Source organism: Pseudomonas sp. (assembly GCF_050739655.1).
GTDB lineage: Bacteria > Pseudomonadota > Gammaproteobacteria > Pseudomonadales > Pseudomonadaceae > Aquipseudomonas.
Window position 1 is genome coordinate 46451 of sequence record NZ_JBOIBY010000636.1, and the last position, 17964, is coordinate 64414.

Below are 17964 nucleotides of genomic sequence, written 5' to 3' on the forward strand. Positions count from 1 at the left end.
TCCAGCTTTTGTCCTGCGTCATCTGCAACTCAAGCGAGATAAAGGTGGCTCCCATTTTTTGCCTGTAACCCCGTAAACTTGGCGCCCGAAACCAGTAGATATGGGCTCGCACCCATTCCTTTCCCTAATCAGGAAGCGCTTTTGCCCACACACCTTGACGATCAGTACCACGTCACAAACGTCGCATTGAAACGCTTACCGCTGCGCAAGGCCGCGGTGCTGTTCATCGCCACGGTGTGCCTGGGCCTGTGTGTTTTGCTTTTTCTGCAATTGGAGCAATCCCGGCGCCACGACCTGAATCAGGCCCGTGTCGCCTCGTCGAACGTGACTCGGGCCATGGCGCAGCAGGCCGAAGATACCTTCATGAAGGCCGACCTGGTGCTGACCAGTCTGGTGGACTGGATACAGGTCGACGGATTCACGCCTGCTTTGAGGTCGCGCTTGCAGAAAACCTTCGCGCGGCGCGTGCAGTCGCTGGATGAACTTCACGGCATCCTGCTGTTCGACCAGAAAGGCCAATGGGTTGTGACCTCGTTCGATAACCTGCCCCGCGGCCCAGGTGTGGCGGATCGCGAATACTTCAAGTTCCACCAGCAGAATGTCTCGTCCGTGGCGCACATCGGGCCGGCCATTCGCAGCCGCGAAAACGGTGAGTGGATCATTCCGGTTTCCAAGCGGGTGAACGACAAGAACGGCGCGTTCCAGGGCGTATTGCTGGCCGGGATCAAAATGTCGTACTTCGACCAGTTCTTCAAAAGCTTCAGCATTGATGAAAACGGCTCGATGTTTCTGGGCTTGACCGATGGCACGCTTCTGGCGCGTCGACCCTTTGTGGAGTCGCAGATCGGCAGCTCATTGGCCCAGGGCGAAATCTTTCAGAATCTCTTGCCCCGGTCACCCTCCGGCAATGCGATGTTCACGTCGGTGTTGGATGGCGTCGTTCGTTTGTACGGCTACCGCCAACTGGAGGCCTATCCATTGGTGGTGTCGGCAGCATCGTCCAGGGATTCGATTCTCGCGGGATGGTATGACACGGCGTTTCGCTCCAGTGGCATCGTCGCGCTGGTGATGCTCGGCGTTGGCCTGATCGGTTGGGTGTTCATCCGACAGGTGCGTGTCGGCGAACGGGTCGAGGCGGATTTGCGCCAGGCCCAGCAGGCGCTGGAGCTGATCGCCACCCACGACAGTCTCACCGGGCTGGGCAACCGTCGCTTGTTCGAACGGGCGCTGGACATTGAGTTCGGGCGCGGTGCTCGTCAGCAAAGCCCATTGAGCCTGATCATCCTCGATATCGATTTCTTCAAACGCTACAACGACACCTACGGCCATGTGGTGGGAGATCACTGCCTGGCCCAGGTTGCCCGCGCCGTCAAGGGTTGCTGCCATCGCAAGGCCGATCTGGCGGTGCGTTACGGCGGTGAAGAGTTTGCGGTGTTGCTGCCCGACACTGATATTCAAGGTGCCATGAATATTGCCGAACAAATCCGCCGCAGTGTCATGGGCAAGAACATCAGCCATACCGGATCGCCTACCGGGTATGTGACGGTCAGCCTCGGCTGCTATTCATTTGTGCCGACGGGGCACGACAGTATGGAAGTCTTCATCCAGAGGGCGGACGCGGCGCTCTATCAGGCCAAGCATGGCGGTCGAAACCGCTCGGCCGTGCTGTCGATGGAGGGTGGCGTCGAAGCGTTGATGCGTTCGGATCGTTAATGCGCTTCATGAGTCTGTATCACCCCCCGAAACACTTTGGCTGGCCGACCGTCCGCCTGTCAGTAGTTATTCATTTGATCGTCTAGAGTTGCCTAAGCTCTGCCGAGCCCGGCACAGCTCCCCTACGCATGGACGATCGCCAATATGCCGATAACCCAAGCATTGACAGCCGTTGCTCTAACCGTTGCAGCTTGTGCCATTTTCCCGCTGGTCAGTCAGGCGCAATCGAAGCTCACACCCGAAGAGGCTCACGCCATTGGTGTTGATGCCTACGTCTATTTCTACCCGCTGTTGACCATGGACATCACCCGCAAGCAATTCACCAACATCGAACCGGGCAAGGAGTTCGGTAAAGGTCCGATGAACATGTTTGTCAGCGTGCCGCAGTATCCGCCCGCGGATTTCAAAGGCGTGGTGCGCTCGAATTTCGACACGTTGTATTCCATTGCATGGCTGGACTTGACCAAGGAGCCGCTGGTCATTGCAGCTCCAGACACTGCCGGGCGTTTTTACCTGCTACCGATGCTCGACATGTGGAGTGACGTATTCGCCTCGCCGGGCTGGCGCACCACAGGCACCGAAGCGGCGCAGTTTCTGGTGACGCCACCGGGCTGGACCGGTACGGTGCCTGCCGGGCTCAATCATTTGCCAGCGCCGACGCCCTTTGTCTGGGTGATCGGTCGAACCAAAACCGATGGTGCGTCGGACTACGCGGCGGTGCATAAAATCCAGGCCGGCTATACCGTGACACCGTTGTCGCGGCTGGGCAAAGAGGCTGAGCCGGTCAGCGTCAAGATCGATCCTGCCGTGGACATGAAGACTCCGCCGAAGATCCAGGTCGACACGATGTCAGCGGCGGATTATTTCGCCTACGCAGCTGAACTGCTCAAAGTGCATCCGGCCCACAGCACGGATCAACCGATGCTGGCGCAGATCAAGCGCATCGGCATCGAGCCCGGCAAATCCTTCGACATGAGCGCGCTGGCCCCGGAAGTCAAAGCGGCGCTGGAGTCGGCGCCCAAGGACGCCCAAGCCCTGATGACCTGGAAGGTGCCGACCCTGGCGCGGGTGGTTAATGGCTGGTCGATGAACACCGACACCATGGGCGTTTACGGCAATTACTATCTCAAGCGCGCGATCGTTGCGCAGGTAGGGCTCGGGGCCAACTTGCCCGAGGACGCGATCTATCCCTTGAACGTAGGCGATGAAAACGGCAAGGCGCTCGATGGCGCGAGTAAATACGTGCTGCATTTCGACAAGGGGCAAGAGCCCCCGGTCAATGCGTTCTGGTCGATCACGCTGTACGACCCGGAAGGCTTTCAAGTCGGTAACAAGCTTGACCGTTTCGCCGTCAGCAGCTGGATGCCATTCAAGACCAATGCCGATGGTTCACTGGACATTTATTTCCAGAACGAAAGCCCCGGCAAGGAACTTGAGGCCAATTGGCTGCCGGCGCCCAAGGGGTCGTTCAACCTGACCATGCGCCTCTATGGCCCAAAGGCTGAAGCCTTGAATGGCAAGTGGAATCCGCCAGCCATCAAGCAGATGTAGTTTCCAGGCAATTGAACGCAGCCGAGGATGTAGAGTCATCGGCTGCCTTTACGCGTTCAGCTGCCTGTCCCGCCGCCAGCACCGCCCGTCCCACCGCCCGCCGAACCTGTGCCGCCACCAGCGCCACTGTCGCTGCCAGCATTGCCTCTGGATGAGCCGTTAGCACCGCCATCACCCGCGTTGCCGCCTGAGGGGGAGGAGGGCGTGTTGTCGGGTGGCATGACGGGGCCACTGGTGGCGCCGGATTTAGTGCCCTTCGCATCGGTGCTTTCACCGGTCTGCGCGATGGCGCTCAAGGAAGCCGCCGACAACAATCCAGCCAGTAAGAGGGAGGTCAATTTGATGTTCATCCTGGTACGTCTCCAAAGGTGAGTCGCTACCTGATGTTGGTGTGAAGGGCGGCTTGGTTGGTGCCGGTTGGGTGACGAGTGGTGTACAGGTATTAGTCTTTCGTTTTGCCGACGCAACCACCGCCACGTGACGAGGTCACAGCCAAGAGAGCCCGCCAAATAGAATGGTGCCATGAAGAATTTGCGAATCGCGACATTCAATGTCAACGGCATACGCGCCCGGCTGCCGAACCTGCTGGCATGGCTTGAGCGCGAGCAACCGGACATTGCCTGTTTGCAGGAACTCAAATCTGTCGACAGTGCATTCCCTGCCGCTGAGCTTGAGGCCATTGGCTACGGCGCGATCTGGCAGGGGCAAGCGTCGTGGAATGGGGTGGCGATTCTGGCGCGGGATGCGCAACCGCTGGAAAGCCGCAGAGGCTTGCCGGGGGATGACAGCGACGGTCACAGTCGCTATCTGGAAGCGGCCGTGCACGGGGTTTTGGTGGGGTGTCTGTATCTGCCCAATGGCAATCCGCAGCCCGGGCCGAAGTTCGATTACAAACTGGCGTGGTTCGAGCGGCTGATCCGCTATGCGCAAACGCTGCAAAGCAGTGAGCACCCCGTGGTGCTGGCCGGCGACTACAACGTGGTACCCACTGACCTGGACATCTACAACACACGCTCCTGGCTCAAGGATGCCTTGCTGCAGCCCGAGAGCCGCGAGTGTTATCAGCGTTTGCTGGACCAGGGTTGGACCGACGCCGTGCGTCACCTGTATCCGCAGGAACGGGTCTACACCTTCTGGGATTATTTTCGCCAGCACTGGCAGACGAACTCCGGGCTGCGCATCGATCATCTGCTGCTCAACCCCGCCTTGAGTCCTTATCTGGAGGAGGCCGGTGTCGATGCCTGGGTCCGCAATGAACCTCATGCCAGCGATCATGCGCCGACCTGGATTCAATTGGGTTCGCGTAAGCAGCGTTGATGTTTACTTGCGGGTCGATTGGCTAAATCAATTGTCGGTCGCGCCGCTGCATCCCTTATACATAGCGGCCACTGGCGGAGCGATCCGCCGCTTGCGTGCATAAGGACTGAACGATGAGCGAGCCACGACTGACGAACCGTGCGCTGTACCTGCAACGCCTGGGCTTCGACGCGCCCCCGGCGCCAACCCTGGAAACCTTGCGCTTGCTTCAATTGCGCCACACCGGCGTTTTCCCGTTTGAAAACCTGACCACCTTATCCGGTGAACCGGTACTGATCGATCTGCCGTCGATAGAACGTAAAGTCCTGCATGAAGGGCGGGGCGGTTACTGCTACGAACTCAACTATCTGTACCTGACTTTGCTTCAGGAGCTCGGCTTCGACGCCCACGGCATCAGCGGGCGGGTTGTCATGGGGCAGCCGGAAGGCGCCTGGACCGCACGAACCCATCGCTTGAGCCTGGTGACGCTGGCTGGCGTACGCTACATCACCGACGTCGGCTTCGGTGGCATGGTGCCTACGGCACCACTGATGCTCGATAACCGAGATGAGCAGCAGACACCCCACGAGCCGTACCGCGTAGAACAGCACGTCGACGGCTACACCCTTCGCGCCAGGATCGCCGATGAATGGCGAGCGATGTACATCTTCGATCTGCAGCGTCAGGAAGATATCGATTATGCCGTCGGTAACTGGTACGTCTCGACTCATCCGCAGTCATCGTTTGCCAGGCAACTGATGGTGGCGAGGACGGGGGAAGGATGGCGGCGCACGCTCAACAACGGCAGCTTTGCGATTCACACGATGGGAGGCGAGAGCGAGCGTCGTCAGGTGGCTGATGTGCAGGAACTGACTGCCTTGCTCAAGCATGAATTCGGCATCCGGGTACCTGACCGCCCATCGCTGATCCGCACCCTTGAGCGCCTGATTCAGCCGCAGTAATCAGGCATTCGTGGATACAAAAAAAGGGCAGATTGAATCAATCTGCCCTTTTTTCGTGCCCTCTACGGTTGCGCGTCAGGCTCCATCACGCGGTGAATCTCCCTGAGTGCTTGCGAAAGTTTCATCTCCAGGGCTTTTAGTTCGGAAGTCGTAATGCCTTTTTTCAAGTGCCCGGACGCGTTGGGCTCTGCAGCGTTGCGCGGATTTTTCAGCAGCGCCCGGCGCAGGGTGTTGTTGATTGCCGTCTGGTAACCACACCCCTCGCTTTCCGCCAAGGCGCGTGCGGCCTCAATGACGACATCATCGAGCATGATGGTGATTCGGGTTTTGCCTTTGCTTGAAGCGACTGCTCCGCGCTTGGCATGGCTGAAGTCGTACTCGTCTTTCATGGATCAAGCCTCCTGATACTGGCGGCGCTCGTTTTTGCTGGCGCGGCGCGCGGAAATGATTCGTACGAAATTCGGATCACGCCAGGTGTAAGCAACCACCAACAAACGACCCTCGCCATCAAGGCCCATGATGATCCAGCGCTGCTCATCATGATCATCGTCCTGGAAGGTCAGGGCGCGTTCGTCATGGAACACCGGTTCCGTCTCGGCCAGGCTGATGCCGTGATGCTTGAGTTTGTTGGCTGCGTTCTTCGCCTTGTGATACTGAATTTCGAATGGCTTCATTATGCATACTTTATATGTATGTGAAAGGAGCAAGCACGACCGATGGTCGTCGGGAACTCAAAAGCCTAGCGGGCAGAGGAGAATGGGCCGGGGGGATGTATTTCCAGGTTTGAACGTCATGGCACACAGACTGCATGACTGACCGTTCATAACTTGACGGGTAAGTTGTATACAACTCTATAGACTTTTGTCTCTGATCTTGAATACAGTGTGCGCATAACAAAAACCAGGGAACCCCCTAACATGAAAACGCCCCATGTTTCACACCAACGGCCCGAAGACGAAAATCTTGGGATCGGCGCGAATATGGCTTACGGCCTGCAACATGTTCTGACCATGTACGGTGGCATCGTAGCGGTGCCTTTGATCATTGGTCAGGCGGCCGGTCTCTCGCCGGCAGACATTGGATTGTTGATTGCTGCTTCATTGTTTGCGGGGGGGCTGGCCACGTTGCTGCAAACCCTGGGTCTACCGTTTTTCGGCTGTCAGTTGCCGCTGGTTCAGGGTGTGTCGTTCTCCGGCGTCGCGACCATGGTGGCGATTGTCAGCACAGACGGGGAGGGCGGCTTCCAGGCGATTCTCGGGGCAGTAATAGCGGCGTCGCTGATTGGTCTGCTGATCACGCCGGTGTTCTCCAGAATCACCAAGTTCTTCCCACCGCTGGTCACGGGTATCGTGATCACCACCATCGGCCTGACGTTAATGCCGGTGGCCGCACGCTGGGCCATGGGTGGTAACAGCCATTCTCCGGAATTCGGCAGCATGGCCAACATTGGCCTGGCGGCGATGACGCTGGTACTGGTTTTGTTCTTGAGCAAGATCGGCAGCGCGACCATCTCCCGTCTGTCGATCCTGCTGGCAATGGTCATCGGCACGATCGTCGCGGTGTTCCTCGGCATGGCGGACTTCTCGTCTGTCGCCCAGGGGCCAATGTTCGGGTTCCCTGCGCCGTTCCACTTCGGCATGCCGACCTTCCATTTTGCGGCGATCCTGTCGATGTGCATCGTGGTCATGGTGACACTGGTGGAAACCTCGGCCGATATCCTGGCTGTCGGTGAAATCATCGAGACCAAGGTTGACTCCAAGCGCTTGGGCAATGGTCTGCGTGCAGACATGCTGTCGAGCATGATCGCGCCGATCTTCGGCTCCTTCACCCAAAGCGCCTTCGCTCAGAACGTCGGGTTGGTGGCGGTAACCGGGATCAAGAGCCGTTACGTGGTGGCCACTGGCGGTCTGTTCCTGGTGCTCCTTGGCCTGTTGCCCTTCATGGGGCGGCTCATTGCCGCCGTACCGACGTCTGTCCTTGGCGGCGCCGGTATCGTGTTGTTCGGCACCGTCGCGGCCAGTGGTATTCGCACGCTGTCCAAAGTCGACTACCGCAACAACGTCAACCTGATCATCGTTGCCACGTCCATCGGCTTCGGCATGATCCCGATCGCCGCACCGAACTTCTACGACCACTTCCCAAGCTGGTTTGCGACCATTTTCCATTCGGGTATCAGTTCGTCGGCAATCATGGCCATCGTATTGAACCTGGCCTTTAACCATCTGACTGCCGGCAACTCTGATCAGCAGTCGGTGTTTGCGGCGGGGACCGAGCGGGTGCTGCGTTATCAGGATCTGGCGGCGTTGCGCGAAGGCGATTACTTCAGCGACGGCAAGCTGCACGACTGTGATGGCAAGGAGATCCCGGTGGTTGAGGTGGATCACGGGCATGGTGAACCACGCACGGTTCACACGAAAAGCAGTGAGCATGTCTGACGTTTCAGACACTTGAAAAAAAGGCCGATCTGTTGAGTAACAGATCGGCCTTTTGCATTTATGGGCTCTCTATTGCTCGCTTTGCGTCCAGCGCCCCATCAACGTATTGGACGGCAATTGTTCATCCAATAGTTTTCTTGCCGTTTCCACCCCGGCCACCGGCAGCCCTTCAGGGTTCAACAAGCCAATCTGCACCAGCACGCTGGCCTGATCCCAGTAGATGTGCTCGTGATACAGCTTGTCGCCACGAAACTTGATCACCCCCAGCATCGGAATCTCGACGTATTTGCCGGTCGGCGCGACGTTGGGCAGCATCCAGTCGATCTCGGTGCTGTGGGTAAAACACATGATGAATTCATCGACGATCTGCAGTGCGCCAATGGTGCGCGAGATCGGGATGAGTTTCATGTCAGGCGGGTTGCCATGGACGAAATGGTGCTGGTAAAAGCGGCTCAATTCCTTGGCGCCGACGCCGCCGGTCATGGTCGGAATATGGTTGACGTAGGGTTCGGCGACCATGGTTGCCATGGTGGCGGGCACGTCGCGGATGTCGAACTCGTGGCGGATGTGTTCTTCCCACAGGGCCGACAGGTTGAAGTGCGGGCCGATCTCGCGCTTGAGAGCGGCGATGCTGCGCTCATGGGCCATCAGCGAAGCCGACTTGTCGTAATGCATGCCCCCGGCTCGGGCGAAGGCGTGGTCGACGCCCGGGTACACATAGATCTCGGCCTTGTCGTTGCCGGCCAGGTGCGCACTGATCTGGCTGCGGGCACTGGCGTCGCAGTAGCCATCGTTTTCGGCAAAGTGCAGGACCAGGCGGCCCTTGAGGTTTTCCGATTCATGCAGCAGGTGTTCGATGCCCATGCCGTAGTAACCGACGGCGCAGGCCACGTCGGTGCGAGTCGCGGTCAGCCAGGCCAGTTTGCCGCCCATGCAGAAACCGATATAGCCAAGGCCGGTGCCCTCGACCTCTGGCAGTGCGCGCAGGGCCTTGAAGCTGGCGTCGATGTCCGTCACGGCCTTGTCCACGTCCAGGCGCTGGAACAGGTCGATGGCCACGGCGAAATCTGCTTCGGTGTAACCCAGGTCGATGCCCGGTTGCAGGCGCCAGAACAGGTCCGGGACCAGCGCCACATAACCTTCCTCGGCGTAGAAATCGGCCACCGCGCGCATGTTGGCGTTGACCCCGAAAATCTCCTGGCCGATCACCACCCCAGGGCCTTTGCCGCTGGCCGGCAGGGCCAGGTAACCGCTGAACGTGGCGCTGCTGTCCGTTGCCCGGATTTCAATCATCTTGCCCATGTCATCTACCTCATTCGGTTATCAGGTTTATTGGCTGTCACGGTATTGCTGGAACCAGACCCGCGGCGACACGCCACGGTCCGGGCCTAGAATCGAAAAGCCGCCGTCCACCGGCACATCGACACCGGTCATCCAGCCGGCGCCGGCGCTGCACAGAAAGGCCACCACGCTGCCGATCTCGTGGCCGCGACCGATGCGTCCAAGCGGATGAAAGGGCGCGCCGACCCGGTCGGCCAGTTGCGGGTCGTTGTCACTGAAGTCGGCGACGCTGGGCGACCAGGTCCAGGCCGGGGATACGCTTAGCACTCGGATCTGCTCCGGGGCCAGGGTCATGGCCAGGTTCTTGGTCAGTTGCAGGATGCCGGCCTTGGAGGCCGGGTAGAGCGCTCGCCCGGCCGCGCCGAATTTGCCGCCGGTGCTGCCGATGTTGATCACCACGCCGCCGCTGGGCAGATGCACGGCGGCCTTCTGGGTAAAGATCGCCGCCGACACCAGGTTGACGTTCAGGGTCTTCAGCCACTGCGCGCGATCCGAAGCCAGTCCCTGATCGGCGTACAGGCAAGCGTTGTTGACCAGAATGTCGAGCCTGCCGAAGCGGGCCAGCGTGGCAGCGATGCAGGTGTCGATGTCTTCGTCGCGCTCGACGTCGCAGGCGCAAAATCCGCAACCTAATTGCTGCGCCAGATCGTGGCCGCTGTCGGCATTGCGCCCCACCAGCATCACCTGCGCACCTTCGGCCAACAGCTGCCGGGCGATGTCCAGGCCCAGTCCCTGAGTACTGCCGGTGACAATCGCCACCTTGCCTTTGAGCATCATGACAAGTCCTCCAGCGCTTCGTTGACGTGGCTGATACGGGCGATCAGCGCCATGCTCGCCAACGAAGCTGTGTGCGCGCCGCTGTCCGCGCTGGCGCAGGCATCCGCCGCGACCGTCACCTCGAACCCGCAATCCACCGCGTGGCGCACAGTACTTTCCACCACCGAATGGGTGGCCACGCCGGCGATCAACAGTTGCGACGGGTTGAACCGACGCACGATGGTTTCCAGCGGGGAGCCATAGAAGGCATTGATCCGGTTGTGAGTGACGACAAATTCGAGGCTGCTGTTCAAAGGCGCCAGGTCGTTGAAAAACTCCGCGCCCCAACTGCCTTCCTGGGCCGCGCCGATAGCCGCGACGTTGCGCAGAATCGGCGCGTTCTGGATCAGGTCGGCGTAGTCCGGGCGAAAGGCCACGCGCACGTGGACGATCGGCCAGCCCTTGCTTCGCGCACCGGCCAACAGTCTGCCGGCGGCATCGAGCAACGCAGTGCGCGCGCCATCTTCGGCCCCCAACCCGACGCGAATCTTGCCCTCGGGATGCAACACGTCGTTCTGATAGTGCAGGGCGATCACCACCGGCGCGGTCATCACACGAACACCTCAAGGTTGGCGAACACGTCGTTGCAGTTGATGAGGTCCACACGCTTGAGCTGAATCTGCCAGCCACCCGCTTCCTGGGCGGCAAGCTTGTAGGTGTAGCGGCCTGCAAGCTGGCGTTGCTCCAGGCGCCATTCGCTGTACTGGAAGCTGGCGCTGACCACCAGCAGGCCCTGGGCATCGAGGCCTTCGACCATCACGTTGCCGACCAGATGTGCGGTCTGAGTCTGTGGTTGTTGAGACCAGTTGCGCGCATTTTCCACTCGGCGAATACGCACCTCGCGCAGCATGCGGTTTTCCCAGAACAGCGAGATGTGGTCGAACGGGTTGGCTTGCTCATGCTTGTGCGGCACCCAATACATGCCGGTGTCGGTGAACAGTTTGTCCCACTCCCAGAACCGTCGCTCGTCCAGCAGGCGCGCCTCCTGGAACAGAAACTGTTCGATCTGGCGCAGGGTTTCGACCGGGACCTGGGCGGGGGTCAGCTGGCGGGTGTCGACGTCGATTCGGCGATCAAGCAGCATGGGTGCTCTCCTTGGCGATCAGGGTGGCGGTCATGAACTGTTTCCAGGCGGCGAACTGGTTGCGCATCGGCAATTCGCTGGTGCCGTTGGTGGACACCGCGCCGTCTTCCAGCGTCTTATCGGTACCGACGTAGCGGTGCATGCTGATCCACTCGCCACCGCGGGTCATGTTGCCTTCCTGACAGCGAGCATAGACCTCGACGTCGTCGGGCATCACGTTGGAGGACGGCGAGTTGATGACGTTGGCGTAGGTCAGCGCGCGATCAAACACCGAATCCGGAGCGCCCTTGCAGCGGAAGGTCTGGATCTCGACCATGGTTTGGTCCACGGCGATGGGGCGGATCACCCGGAACTGCATGAACACCGTGTGCGGCGAGCCGCTGCCGTAGATCACGGTGTTGTGGCGGTTCATCCCCAGGATCTCCTTGGCCCGCTGTTCACCGTAGGCTTCACTCAGGCATTCGAAGTGGGCGCGAGAGACCTCGTCGCGCTCGGCCGCAGCAGGATCGAAGATCGCTTCCATGTAGCCGTGGCCGTTGTGGTAGGCGCGCAGTTCGAGCTTTTCCCAGAAGTCGTAGGGTTCACCGTTACCGTCCATGATCAGTAATTCGAACGGCATTTCACCGATGGCTTCGGCTTCGCCACGGGCGGCGTCCACCGATGATTCGTGTGTCACACGGGCGTGCATGGTGTCATGCAGGTTCTCGTAGAACACTTTCCAGTTCGAGCGCTGCTGAACACGGAAGATGCCGCCGGCCACCTCGACTTCTCCGATCGGCGAGCGATCACAGAGGTTGTCGATGGACGTGATCACGCCGCCCAGGAAGGTCTTCAAGTCCGGCCCGAACGCCGCTTGGCTGGCGAACACGAAGCCGCGATAGCTCTCGACGCGGGCGACGCTGACCATGGAAAAATCCGGGTGTTTGGGGTCGTAGCAGGTGCCCTCGAAACCGCTCTTGAGCGGCGCCGACAGGTGTTGACCGTCGAGCTTGAAGGTCCAGGCGTGATACGGGCAGCGGAAGAATTTGCCGACACTGCCGTCCCCGTCGGCCACCAGTTTGGCGCCTTTGTGCGGGCAGCGGTTGTACAGCACGCTGACCTGCTGGTTGGCGCCGCGCACCATGATCACGTCCTGGTCACCGATGCGCGTGGTGTGGTAGTCGCCGGGAGTCTTGACCTGGCTTTCATGGCCGACGTAGATCCAGGCGTTGCCGTAGATGCGCTCCATTTCCAGCTTGTACAGGGTCGGGTCGGTGTAGACGCTCTTGTGCACGCTGTCCTCGCGGATCAAGGCAGCGATTTGGTCGTTGGTCGGTATCACGGGATTTCCTCGGCTTGTCACAGATCGAGCACCAGCAGCGCGCTGCTGGCACGGGAGACACAGGTGCAGAAACTGCCGCCGGCGCGGTCGCGCTCCGACAGGCAGATGTCGCGGTGATCGGGCTGGCCGTCAATGACCTGGGCGACGCACACTCCGCAGTCGCCCCGGCGACAATCGAACATCGGGTCCAGGCCGGCCTCAAGCATGGCGTCCAGCACGCTTTGCCCGGCGGCCACTTGCAGGCTCACGCCGGTTTCGCGCAGGTGCACTTCGAAGCCCTGGTCGCCGGCCATTTCCAGGGCGCCGTTGAACAGTTCGTAATGCAGGTGATCTTGCGGCCAACCCAGTTCGCGAGCGCAGGCCAGCACGCTGTTGAGCATGGCGCTGGGGCCGCAGATGTAGAGGTGCAGGCCGGGCCTTGGCGCGGCCAGGATCGTGGCCGCCGGGAAGCGTTTTTGCGGGTCGCCGGCGCTGATCCAGCAGTGGTTGTCCTGGCAGGCGCGGGCCTCTTGCAGATAGGCCATCTGCGCTTCATCGCGACCGGCGTAGTGCAGGGTGAAAGGCTTGCCTGCCGCTTGCAGAGAGCGGGCCATGCCGAGCATTGGCGTAATGCCGATGCCACCGGCGATCAGCAGCGCATGCTCGGTATTTTCGCTCAGGGAAAAGTGGTTGCACGGCGCATCGGCCAGCAGTTCATCGCCGACCTTGAGCGAGTGCACCCAGCGCGATCCACCGGTGCTCGCGTCTTCGAGCTGGACGGCGATTTCGTAGTGCTCGCCGTCGGGCAGATTGACCAGTGAGTAGGCCCGGCGTTGAACGCGACTGCCTGGCACATGCAGTTCGATATGCGCGCCGGCGGTGAAGCCTGGCAGTGAGACTGCGTCGCTGGACACGAGCAGCACGCGGCGGATTCTGGGGGTCAGAAGCTCGGTCTGTTGGACCCTGAGCGAGAGGCTGGACATACGCAATTCCTGTCTGGATACGTAGTCACTGTATGAAGGGTGAGGGGGGCAAAAAAGCCGCAAACGGCAAAGTGGTATCCAGATCTGGCGAGAGTGATTACCCACTGCAATCCCTGTAGGAGCGAGCTTGCTCGCGATGAACCAGAGAACACCACGGGGTATCAGGTACCCCGCGTCATCGTTGACGACCATCGCGAGCAAGCTCGCTCCTACAGGGGGTTCAGGTGTTCCAATAGCGCGTGCAGGTGCTCGCCATCGGATTTGGCCAGATCGTCCAGCACAGCAAAGTGATGACACCCCGCAATCTCAATCAAACTCACCACCTGCCCAGCCTCAAGACAGGCATCGGCATACTCCCGCGAATGCCGGATCAGCTCCGGCAATTCATTCCCTCCTACCGTCACCAGCAGCGGCGCGCCATCGTCGATCAGCCGTTGCGGGCTGTAGCGGTGGATCTCTTCTGCGCTGAGTTGCAACTTGTCGTTCAGCCAGCAGCGGCTGATCGGCTCCAGATCCATCAGGCCGCTGATCGGCATGGCCAGGGAGACCAGCGGATGTCGGCGATGCATCGCGGTCAGATGACCGCCCGCCGAGTGCCCGCAGAGCACCACATCCGCACCGATGTTCAAGACCTCGCGATGCGCCATCAGGTAGTCCAGCGCCTTGCCGATCTGGTCGACGATGGTGCCCATGCTCGCCTCGGGCGCCAAGGTGTACTCCAGCAAGCCAACATTGAAACCGGCTGCTATCAGGCCTTCGGCGATGAAGGCGTAGTCGTCCTTGTCAGAGGCCTGCCAGTAGCCGCCGTGGATGAACAGCAGCGTCGGCGCTCCGGCATTTGCCTGGGTGTACCAGTCCAAGCGCTCGCGCATGGCGTTGCCGTAGGCCACGTCACGCCGCCAGGCATGGCGGGCATAGGTCTGGGCGCTGCGCTGGCGAAAGTCCTGCATGATCTGCGGGAAGTTACCCACCGCCGCGACGTTGTTATAAGCCTGATTCAGATCCACGGCTCACACTCCCAGGTAGCGTTGCGACAGTTCTGGTTGCGTCGCCAGCTCCTGTGGCGTGCCGTCCCAGACTTGTCGGCCTTTCTCGATGATGTGATGACGATCGACCACCCGCGCCATCTCCTTGAGATTTTTGTCGATCACCAGAATCGTCTCGCCCTCGGCCTTGAGGGTGGCCAGGCAACTCCAGATCTGCTCGCGAATGATCGGCGCCAGGCCTTCGGTGGCTTCGTCGAGAATCAACAGGCTGGGATTGGTCAGCAGTGCACGGCCCACCACCAGCATCTGCTGTTCGCCGCCGGAAAGTGTTCGCGACAACTGGTCCTGGCGCTCGAGCAAACGCGGGAACAGTTCATAGACCCGCGCCAGGTCCCACTTGCCCTTGGTGGCGGTGGCCAGCAGGTTTTCCCGCACGCTCAGGGTGCCGAATGCCCGGCGGCCCTCCGGCACCAGGCCCAGGCCCGCCTTGGCGATGCGATAGGGCGCCGCGCCACGCATTTCCGTGCCGTTGATGCGAATGCTGCCGGCGCTGGGCTTGAGCAGGCCCATGATCGATTTGACCGTGGTGGTCTTGCCCATGCCGTTGCGGCCGATCAGCGACACCACCTGACCCTGTTGGATACTCAGGTGCATGTCGAACAACACTTGGCTCAAGCCATAACCCGCTTTCAAACCCTGAACTTCAAGCATGTTCCTCTCCCAGGTAAGCGGCCCGCACCTGCGGGTCGTTGCGCACTTGTTCGACGTTGCCGGTCAGCACGGTCTGGCCGTACACCAGCACGGTGATGCGGTCGGCGAGGGCAAACACCGCGTCCATGTCGTGCTCGACCAGCAGGATCGCGTAGCGGCCCTTGAGGCTGTGCAGCAGTTCGGTCATGCGCGCGGACTCGTCGGCACCCATCCCGGCCATTGGCTCATCGAGCAGCAGCACCGACGCTTCCTGCGCCAGTGCCAGGGCAATTTCCAGTTGCCGTCTTTCGCCGTGGGACAGCTCGTGTACCGGGTCCTGCGCGCGAGGCCCCAGGCCCACTTGCTGCAAATAACCCAGCGCCGGCTCCAGCAGGCGGGTATCGCGGCTCAGTGGGCGCCACATGCCGAACGCCTTGCCCTCACGGGCGGCGATGGCCAGGGCGACGTTCTCCAGCAAGGTGAATTCGGTGTACAGCTGGCTGACTTGAAACGCCCGCGCCAACCCGAGGCGCGGCCGCTGCCAGGCCGGCACGCGGGTGATGTCCTGGCCGTTGAGGTGAATCTGGCCGCGGTCGGGAAAAATCTCCCCGGCGATCTGTGCGATCAGCGTGGACTTGCCTGCGCCGTTCGGGCCGATGATGGCGTGCAGCTCGCCCTTGGCCAGTTCGAGGCTGGCGCCGTTGGTGGCCTTCACCGCACCGAAGGCTTTGTGCAGATCGTGAATAGACAGTTGTGCGCTCATGGACGTGCCTCCACGGCGGTGTTCGGTTTGACGGCAACGACCTTCGGTTTGCGCTGCAACAGGCTTAGCAGCAATCCGTAGACACCTTTCTTGCCGAACAACACCACCAGCAACAGCAGTGGCCCGAAGATCAGCATCCAGTGTTCGGTCCACTGGCTCAGCACCTGTTCCAGGCCCAGGTAGGTGGCCGCGCCCAGTAACGGGCCGAGCAGGGTGCCGACGCCACCGAGGATCACCATCGCCATCAGCTCGCCGGACTTGTGCCAGGCGCCCATGTCGGGGCTGACGAACAGTGCGTAGTTGGCCCACAGAATCCCCGCCAGGCCACCGCCGGTGCCGGCGATCACGAACGCTGTCAGGCGATAGCGCAAGGGTTTGAGGCCCAGGCTGATACTGCGCCGCTCGCTTTGCTTGAGCCCGCGCAACACGAAGCCGAAACGAGAGTTGACCAGCCGCCGGCACAGCAGCAGCCAGCCGGTAAGCAACGCCACGCATACGTAGTAGAAGTGGTTGGCGTCCCCCAGGTCCAGGGCGCCCAAGCTGTTGCGCTCGTTAAGCAGGATGCCGTCGTCACCGCCATACAGTGACAGTGAGCCGAGCACGAAATAGAGCATCTGGCCGAAGGCGAGGGTGATCATGATGAACTGCACGCCGCTGGTGCGTAGTGACAGATAGCCCACCAGCAGTGAGAACAGCGCACACACCAGCAGCGCCAGCGGCCACACCACCAGCGCGCTGTTGCTGCCGTCCCAGCCCCACAGTGGCATGCCCTGCGAGGTGTGAAAGGCAATGACACCGACGATGTAACCGCCCAGGCCGAAGAACGCGGCATGGCCGAAACTGACCATGGCACCGTAGCCGATCAGCAGGTCCAGGCTGATGGCCGCGATGCCGTAGATGGCAAGACGGGTGAAGAAGCTGACGAGATAGGGTTCGTGCAGCCAGTGGGCCAGCAACGGCATGCAGGCGAAAGTCGCCAGGCACGCGAGGTCAATGATGAGACGTGGTGACATGACGTTTTCCTCAGGCACGGGCTGGCAGCAGGCCGCGCGGACGCACCAGCAGCACCAGGGCCATGACGATGTAGGCGCTGGCGGAAATCAGCCCTGCGCTTAAGGTGCCGCTGGTTTCGCTGGGCAGCAATTGATCCAGCAGCGGCGGAATGTAGGCACGGCCCAGGCTGTCGACCATGCCGATCAGCAAGGCTCCCACCAGCGCACCGCGTACCGAGCCGACACCGCCGACGACGATGACCACGAAGGTGGTGATCAGGATCTTCTCGCCCATGCCGATTTCCACCGACAGCAGCGGCGCCGCCATGAATCCGGCCAGGCCGCACAACACGCAGCCAAAGACGAACACCAGGGTGTACAGCCTCGCGATGTTGACGCCCAGCGCGCCGACCATTTCATGATCGTCGGCACCGGCCCGGATCAGCATGCCCAGGCGCGTGTGATTGATCAGCAGCCACATGCCGACCGCCACCAGCAATCCGGCGCCGATGAATAGCAACCGGCTGATCGGGTACATCAGCCCCGGCAGCACTTCGACAAAACTCGAATACCACTCGGGCGTAGGCATCGCCGGCGGGCTGCGGCCAAAGATCAGGGTCAGCAGTTCATTGCTGAAAAACACCACCGCCAGGGTCGCCAGCACCTGGTCCAGATGATCCCGGTTGTAGAGGCGGCGCATGATCGAGGTTTCGATCAGTGCGCCATAACAGGCCGAGCCGATCAGCGCGGCCAGGCCACCGAGCCAGAACGAGCCGGTGGCCATGGCGGTGTAGGCGGCGCAGAACGCACCGACCATGTAGAAAGCACCGTGGGCGAGGTTGATCACGCCCATGATGCCGAAAATCAGGGTCAGGCCTGAGGCCAGCAGAAACAGCAGGGCGCTGTATTGCAGGCCATTGAGAATCTGTTCGAGCAATAGCATTTCAGCGTTCCTCAAGAAAAGGCCGATTTAAAACCTTGTAGGAGCGAGCTTGCTCGCGAAAAACCTGTAGACGCCGCGACCATTCAGGATGCTCGCGTCATCGTTAACG

Annotated in this window: 19 protein-coding genes; 5 read left to right on the forward strand and 14 right to left on the reverse strand. The window is 60.8% G+C overall.

Annotated features, from left to right (window positions below; genetic code table 11):
- Positions 1-141: 141 nt before the first annotated feature.
- Positions 142-1713, forward strand: coding sequence for a sensor domain-containing diguanylate cyclase (locus ACRESJ_RS30445; RefSeq protein ID WP_431761207.1), 1572 nt, complete (start codon positions 142-144; stop codon positions 1711-1713).
- A 144-nt stretch (positions 1714-1857) separates the two neighbouring features.
- Complete coding sequence (locus ACRESJ_RS30450) at positions 1858-3264, forward strand: DUF1254 domain-containing protein (protein ID WP_431761208.1); 1407 nt, start codon at positions 1858-1860, stop codon at positions 3262-3264.
- Between the two features lie 56 nt (positions 3265-3320).
- Here ACRESJ_RS30450 and ACRESJ_RS30455 read toward each other — a convergent pair whose 3' ends face one another.
- Positions 3321-3614 (reverse strand): hypothetical protein, encoded by a 294-nt coding sequence (locus tag ACRESJ_RS30455; protein WP_431761209.1) that lies wholly within the window; start codon positions 3612-3614, stop codon positions 3321-3323.
- Positions 3615-3786: 172 nt separating this feature from the next.
- On the opposite strand from ACRESJ_RS30455, the gene ACRESJ_RS30460 reads away from it, so the two are divergent.
- A complete protein-coding gene (locus tag ACRESJ_RS30460) occupies positions 3787-4581 on the forward strand; it encodes an exodeoxyribonuclease III (RefSeq protein WP_431761210.1) in 795 nt (264 codons plus the stop codon).
- Positions 4582-4694: 113 nt separating this feature from the next.
- Complete coding sequence (locus ACRESJ_RS30465; protein WP_431761211.1) at positions 4695-5522, forward strand: arylamine N-acetyltransferase family protein; 828 nt, start codon at positions 4695-4697, stop codon at positions 5520-5522.
- Between the two features lie 62 nt (positions 5523-5584).
- Here the strand turns inward: ACRESJ_RS30465 and ACRESJ_RS30470 are convergent, their stop codons facing one another.
- Together ACRESJ_RS30470 and ACRESJ_RS30475 are read right to left on the reverse strand one after the other, a co-directional pair.
- Positions 5585-5911, reverse strand: coding sequence for a BrnA antitoxin family protein (locus ACRESJ_RS30470; RefSeq protein WP_431761212.1), 327 nt, complete (start codon positions 5909-5911; stop codon positions 5585-5587).
- 3 nt (positions 5912-5914) lie between these two features.
- Positions 5915-6196 (reverse strand): BrnT family toxin, encoded by a 282-nt coding sequence (locus ACRESJ_RS30475; protein WP_431761213.1) that lies wholly within the window; start codon positions 6194-6196, stop codon positions 5915-5917.
- A gap of 243 nt (positions 6197-6439) precedes the next feature.
- On the opposite strand from ACRESJ_RS30475, the gene ACRESJ_RS30480 reads away from it, so the two are divergent.
- Positions 6440-7957 carry a nucleobase:cation symporter-2 family protein gene (locus ACRESJ_RS30480; RefSeq protein WP_431761214.1) on the forward strand — a complete coding sequence of 506 codons (1518 nt, stop codon included), beginning with the start codon at positions 6440-6442 and terminating at the stop codon, positions 7955-7957.
- Positions 7958-8026: 69 nt separating this feature from the next.
- On the opposite strand, the gene ACRESJ_RS30485 is transcribed toward ACRESJ_RS30480, so the two are convergent.
- From ACRESJ_RS30485 to ACRESJ_RS30535, 11 genes are all read right to left on the reverse strand, one after another.
- Entirely contained in the window at positions 8027-9259 is a 1233-nt protein-coding gene (locus ACRESJ_RS30485) for a dienelactone hydrolase family protein (protein WP_431761215.1), read from the reverse strand.
- Positions 9260-9286: 27 nt separating this feature from the next.
- Positions 9287-10075, reverse strand: a complete 789-nt coding sequence (locus tag ACRESJ_RS30490) for an SDR family oxidoreductase (protein ID WP_431761216.1) — start codon at positions 10073-10075, stop codon at positions 9287-9289.
- A complete protein-coding gene (locus ACRESJ_RS30495) occupies positions 10072-10665 on the reverse strand; it encodes a cysteine hydrolase family protein (protein WP_431761217.1) in 594 nt (197 codons plus the stop codon). Before ACRESJ_RS30495 ends, ACRESJ_RS30490 begins: the two co-directional genes overlap by 4 nt.
- The gene (locus ACRESJ_RS30500) at positions 10665-11198 is read right to left on the reverse strand and encodes an aromatic-ring-hydroxylating dioxygenase subunit beta (protein WP_431761218.1); all 534 of its coding nucleotides are present in this window, start codon (positions 11196-11198) and stop codon (positions 10665-10667) included. The genes ACRESJ_RS30495 and ACRESJ_RS30500 overlap by 1 nt, the downstream gene beginning before the upstream one ends.
- Positions 11188-12519: an aromatic ring-hydroxylating dioxygenase subunit alpha gene (locus tag ACRESJ_RS30505; protein ID WP_431761219.1), complete on the reverse strand. Its 1332-nt coding sequence runs from the start codon at positions 12517-12519 to the stop codon at positions 11188-11190. The genes ACRESJ_RS30500 and ACRESJ_RS30505 overlap by 11 nt, the downstream gene beginning before the upstream one ends.
- A gap of 17 nt (positions 12520-12536) precedes the next feature.
- Positions 12537-13481 carry a PDR/VanB family oxidoreductase gene (locus ACRESJ_RS30510; RefSeq protein ID WP_431761220.1) on the reverse strand — a complete coding sequence of 315 codons (945 nt, stop codon included), beginning with the start codon at positions 13479-13481 and terminating at the stop codon, positions 12537-12539.
- A gap of 209 nt (positions 13482-13690) precedes the next feature.
- On the reverse strand, positions 13691-14488 hold the full coding sequence (locus tag ACRESJ_RS30515) for an alpha/beta hydrolase (protein ID WP_431761221.1): 798 nt from the start codon (positions 14486-14488) through the stop codon (positions 13691-13693).
- A gap of 3 nt (positions 14489-14491) precedes the next feature.
- On the reverse strand, positions 14492-15178 hold the full coding sequence (locus tag ACRESJ_RS30520) for an ABC transporter ATP-binding protein (RefSeq protein ID WP_431761222.1): 687 nt from the start codon (positions 15176-15178) through the stop codon (positions 14492-14494).
- Positions 15171-15920 carry an ABC transporter ATP-binding protein gene (locus ACRESJ_RS30525; RefSeq protein ID WP_431761223.1) on the reverse strand — a complete coding sequence of 250 codons (750 nt, stop codon included), beginning with the start codon at positions 15918-15920 and terminating at the stop codon, positions 15171-15173. The genes ACRESJ_RS30520 and ACRESJ_RS30525 overlap by 8 nt, the downstream gene beginning before the upstream one ends.
- Positions 15917-16933, reverse strand: a complete 1017-nt coding sequence (locus tag ACRESJ_RS30530) for a branched-chain amino acid ABC transporter permease (RefSeq protein ID WP_431761224.1) — start codon at positions 16931-16933, stop codon at positions 15917-15919. The genes ACRESJ_RS30525 and ACRESJ_RS30530 overlap by 4 nt, the downstream gene beginning before the upstream one ends.
- A 10-nt stretch (positions 16934-16943) precedes the next feature.
- Positions 16944-17855 (reverse strand): branched-chain amino acid ABC transporter permease, encoded by a 912-nt coding sequence (locus ACRESJ_RS30535; RefSeq protein ID WP_431761225.1) that lies wholly within the window; start codon positions 17853-17855, stop codon positions 16944-16946.
- Between the last annotated feature and the right edge of the window lie 109 nt (positions 17856-17964).

Coding starts and splice junctions, on each gene's coding strand:
- ACRESJ_RS30450 (WP_431761208.1), top strand. CDS start 1,858: ATGCCGATAACCCAAGCATTGACAGCCGTTGCTCTAACCGTTGCAGCT.
- ACRESJ_RS30455 (WP_431761209.1), bottom strand. CDS start 3,614: ATGAACATCAAATTGACCTCCCTCTTACTGGCTGGATTGTTGTCGGCG.
- ACRESJ_RS30460 (WP_431761210.1), top strand. CDS start 3,787: ATGAAGAATTTGCGAATCGCGACATTCAATGTCAACGGCATACGCGCC.
- ACRESJ_RS30465 (WP_431761211.1), top strand. CDS start 4,695: ATGAGCGAGCCACGACTGACGAACCGTGCGCTGTACCTGCAACGCCTG.
- ACRESJ_RS30470 (WP_431761212.1), bottom strand. CDS start 5,911: ATGAAAGACGAGTACGACTTCAGCCATGCCAAGCGCGGAGCAGTCGCT.
- ACRESJ_RS30475 (WP_431761213.1), bottom strand. CDS start 6,196: ATGAAGCCATTCGAAATTCAGTATCACAAGGCGAAGAACGCAGCCAAC.
- ACRESJ_RS30480 (WP_431761214.1), top strand. CDS start 6,440: ATGAAAACGCCCCATGTTTCACACCAACGGCCCGAAGACGAAAATCTT.
- ACRESJ_RS30485 (WP_431761215.1), bottom strand. CDS start 9,259: ATGGGCAAGATGATTGAAATCCGGGCAACGGACAGCAGCGCCACGTTC.
- ACRESJ_RS30490 (WP_431761216.1), bottom strand. CDS start 10,075: ATGATGCTCAAAGGCAAGGTGGCGATTGTCACCGGCAGTACTCAGGGA.
- ACRESJ_RS30495 (WP_431761217.1), bottom strand. CDS start 10,665: ATGACCGCGCCGGTGGTGATCGCCCTGCACTATCAGAACGACGTGTTG.
- ACRESJ_RS30500 (WP_431761218.1), bottom strand. CDS start 11,198: ATGCTGCTTGATCGCCGAATCGACGTCGACACCCGCCAGCTGACCCCC.
- ACRESJ_RS30510 (WP_431761220.1), bottom strand. CDS start 13,481: ATGTCCAGCCTCTCGCTCAGGGTCCAACAGACCGAGCTTCTGACCCCC.
- ACRESJ_RS30520 (WP_431761222.1), bottom strand. CDS start 15,178: ATGCTTGAAGTTCAGGGTTTGAAAGCGGGTTATGGCTTGAGCCAAGTG.
- ACRESJ_RS30525 (WP_431761223.1), bottom strand. CDS start 15,920: ATGAGCGCACAACTGTCTATTCACGATCTGCACAAAGCCTTCGGTGCG.
- ACRESJ_RS30530 (WP_431761224.1), bottom strand. CDS start 16,933: ATGTCACCACGTCTCATCATTGACCTCGCGTGCCTGGCGACTTTCGCC.
- ACRESJ_RS30535 (WP_431761225.1), bottom strand. CDS start 17,855: ATGCTATTGCTCGAACAGATTCTCAATGGCCTGCAATACAGCGCCCTG.